The 2,136-nt window shown below is 40.4% G+C and carries 1 protein-coding gene, 2 tRNA genes and 1 rRNA gene; 3 read left to right on the top strand and 1 reads right to left on the bottom strand.

The window, feature by feature from the left end; genetic code table 11:
- The 3 genes from rrf to QQ041_RS23685 all read left to right on the top strand — a co-directional run.
- Positions 1 to 104: ribosomal RNA gene (rrf, locus tag QQ041_RS23695) — 5S ribosomal RNA — on the top strand; the annotation flags it as partial.
- Positions 105 to 134: 30 nt separating this feature from the next.
- Positions 135 to 211: transfer RNA gene (locus QQ041_RS23690), tRNA-Asp, on the top strand.
- 1,105 nt (positions 212 to 1,316) lie between these two features.
- On the top strand, positions 1,317 to 1,712 hold the full coding sequence (locus QQ041_RS23685) for a DUF2391 family protein (RefSeq protein ID WP_146491327.1): 396 nt from the start codon (positions 1,317 to 1,319) through the stop codon (positions 1,710 to 1,712).
- A gap of 345 nt (positions 1,713 to 2,057) precedes the next feature.
- On the opposite strand, the gene QQ041_RS23680 is transcribed toward QQ041_RS23685, so the two are convergent.
- Positions 2,058 to 2,133, bottom strand: a tRNA-Asn gene (locus tag QQ041_RS23680).
- Positions 2,134 to 2,136 lie beyond the last annotated feature (3 nt).

The following is a 2,136-nucleotide window of genomic DNA, read 5'->3' as shown; positions in this document are numbered from 1 at the left end:
AGCATTGTGGACCCACCTGATTCCATGCCGAACTCAGAAGTGAAACACAATAGCGCCGATGGTAGTGTGGGGCTTCCCCATGTGAGAGTAGGACATCGTCAGGCTCAAATTGCTTTAAGCTGAATAGACACTGCGGAGTGGTAGTTCAGTTGGTTAGAATACCGGCCTGTCACGCCGGGGGTCGCGGGTTCGAGTCCCGTCCACTCCGCCACTTATTAGAAAGCCTAGTCTTATGACTAGGCTTTCGTCGTTTCTGGATGTCGATAATTTTGTCTTTGACCAACGAGCCCCACTCGCCTGCGACCCCAGGCCCTCTGCCATTTATAAGAAGCCTCGCTAGAAATAGCGGGGCTTTTTTGCATCTAAATTATAGTGTTTCGCCCTTCCATTGAATGACTTTTACACAAGATTTGCGCGTAACTCATGACTCCTAGTCAACGTGTTCCCATTACTCTGTAATTTATTAGAAAGTCTAACTCTACGATTAGAGTCTTTTCATTTGTCTTTTTTAACACCAGTTGTGATTTGAAACGAGCATGCGTTTCAAACGCATATAGCTTTAAGCTTAGTACTCAAATACTCGAGCTATGCGACGTTGTAAGTTAGGTTAATGTTCAGTGTATCCATTTCAATATCTGAAACTATACAAGCCTTACAACTCATCCTACGTGCCTTGAGTTTGTAGATGTTTGTGTACTTCAAGTATTAGTTAACAGCCCTTCGCTACGAAACCTGACTTCTGTTTATCTGTGAGTCTAGAGGGGATTTCTGATGTGTAATTAGGAATCTATCATGGATGTTTCTGCTAAGAACGCTATAGCCCTTAATTAGTCGACTTCATCCTATTGGTTATGCATTGAGCTAAAACCACTCTATATGATATTAAGCGTCTTGTTCGAAGCATTTCAAAGGGGGGAGGTGGTCTAGATTCAGTTTGAAGGTGAGAGGCGCTAGGTTGTGTGCCAAAGTGCTGTTGGACAGATATGTAAGAAATAGAGTATCCCTCGTATTCGTGTAGTGATGTTTATCACCCAACAGCTTGAGATTTTCTGGTTTTAGGCGTTGGTATCTTAGGATGTTTACAGGCCTCTCTTCGATTTGACTGGATATGAATTAGTTGTTTGACCGCTTTGCTCTGAGCATATTGATTTCTTGCTGGTTAGTTCAAGCCATGTTTTAGTTATTGCGACTAATATGAAATTAGAAGGGTCATTACTGTTTGCTTAGTAAGAATAGAAAATCCCCCAAGTCATCGGCGGATAGTATTGTGATTATTTTAAGAAATAGATAAAGCCTTAAACCTAATGGGTCGAACTATGAAATTGAGTTTTAACTTTGAAGATGCGAGCCAGATCTTTGTGGGATCTTTTGCTTTGGCCGTGCCAATTTCTTTTTCTGAAGAGGCTTGGAAGTTAGGGGAGACTTTACCTACCGCTAATCTATTGCTGTTATTTTTACTGTCTTCGGTGTTCTTAGGCTTCTATACGTATGAGAATGTCTTTCAAAAAGATGTTGTTACACGGTTGCCGGTGTTTATTTTTAGAATAGTGATTGCTTATGTTATGACGGCATTGGTCGTTGCTTTGGTACTGACTTGCTTGGACAAATTACCTCTGTTGAGTGATCCAGTTGTATCGTTCAAAAGAGTGATTGTTATTTCAATGCCAGCCTCTATGGGGGCTATTGTAGTGGATAGTTTTGATAAAGAGTGACTTGTTTATCATTTGGATTGAAGCGCCTTACAGAGCTTTTCTAGCGCCTATTTGATTCGTTATTTAGCTTTTTTATTTCCAGGCTTAGCATTGATTCTTTTCAACTGATCTTCTCCATAACAAAATGAGTAGTAACGTACTATGAGTGACTCTTATGTGAATGTGTCGTTTATTGTTGGGCGATTTTGAAGAGAGTTAAGTACCGAAGGTTTATAGCTTTGGATGGATATAAAAACGGTTGGTTTCTGAATTGAATATGATATTTGAAATGTGAAGGTAGTTGTATTGACAAGTTAGGATCTTTAGATGCAAAAAAGCCGCATCAATGATGCGGCTTTTTTTAATTGGCTCCCCTTGCAAGACTTGAACTTGCGACATACGGATTAACAGTCCGCCGTTCTACCAACTGAACTAAAGGGGAATT

The sequence above is a fragment of the Vibrio sp. TMPB1044 genome (genome assembly GCF_030442075.1).
In the GTDB taxonomy this organism is placed as follows: domain Bacteria; phylum Pseudomonadota; class Gammaproteobacteria; order Enterobacterales; family Vibrionaceae; genus Vibrio; species Vibrio satsumensis.
Note: the sequence above shows the minus strand (reverse complement) of the source record. Positions and strands in the feature narration are given on the sequence as shown.

Excerpts from the sequence above, each read along its gene's own strand:
- QQ041_RS23685 (WP_146491327.1), top strand. The coding sequence starts at position 1,317 with ATGAAATTGAGTTTTAACTTTGAAGATGCGAGCCAGATCTTTGTGGGA.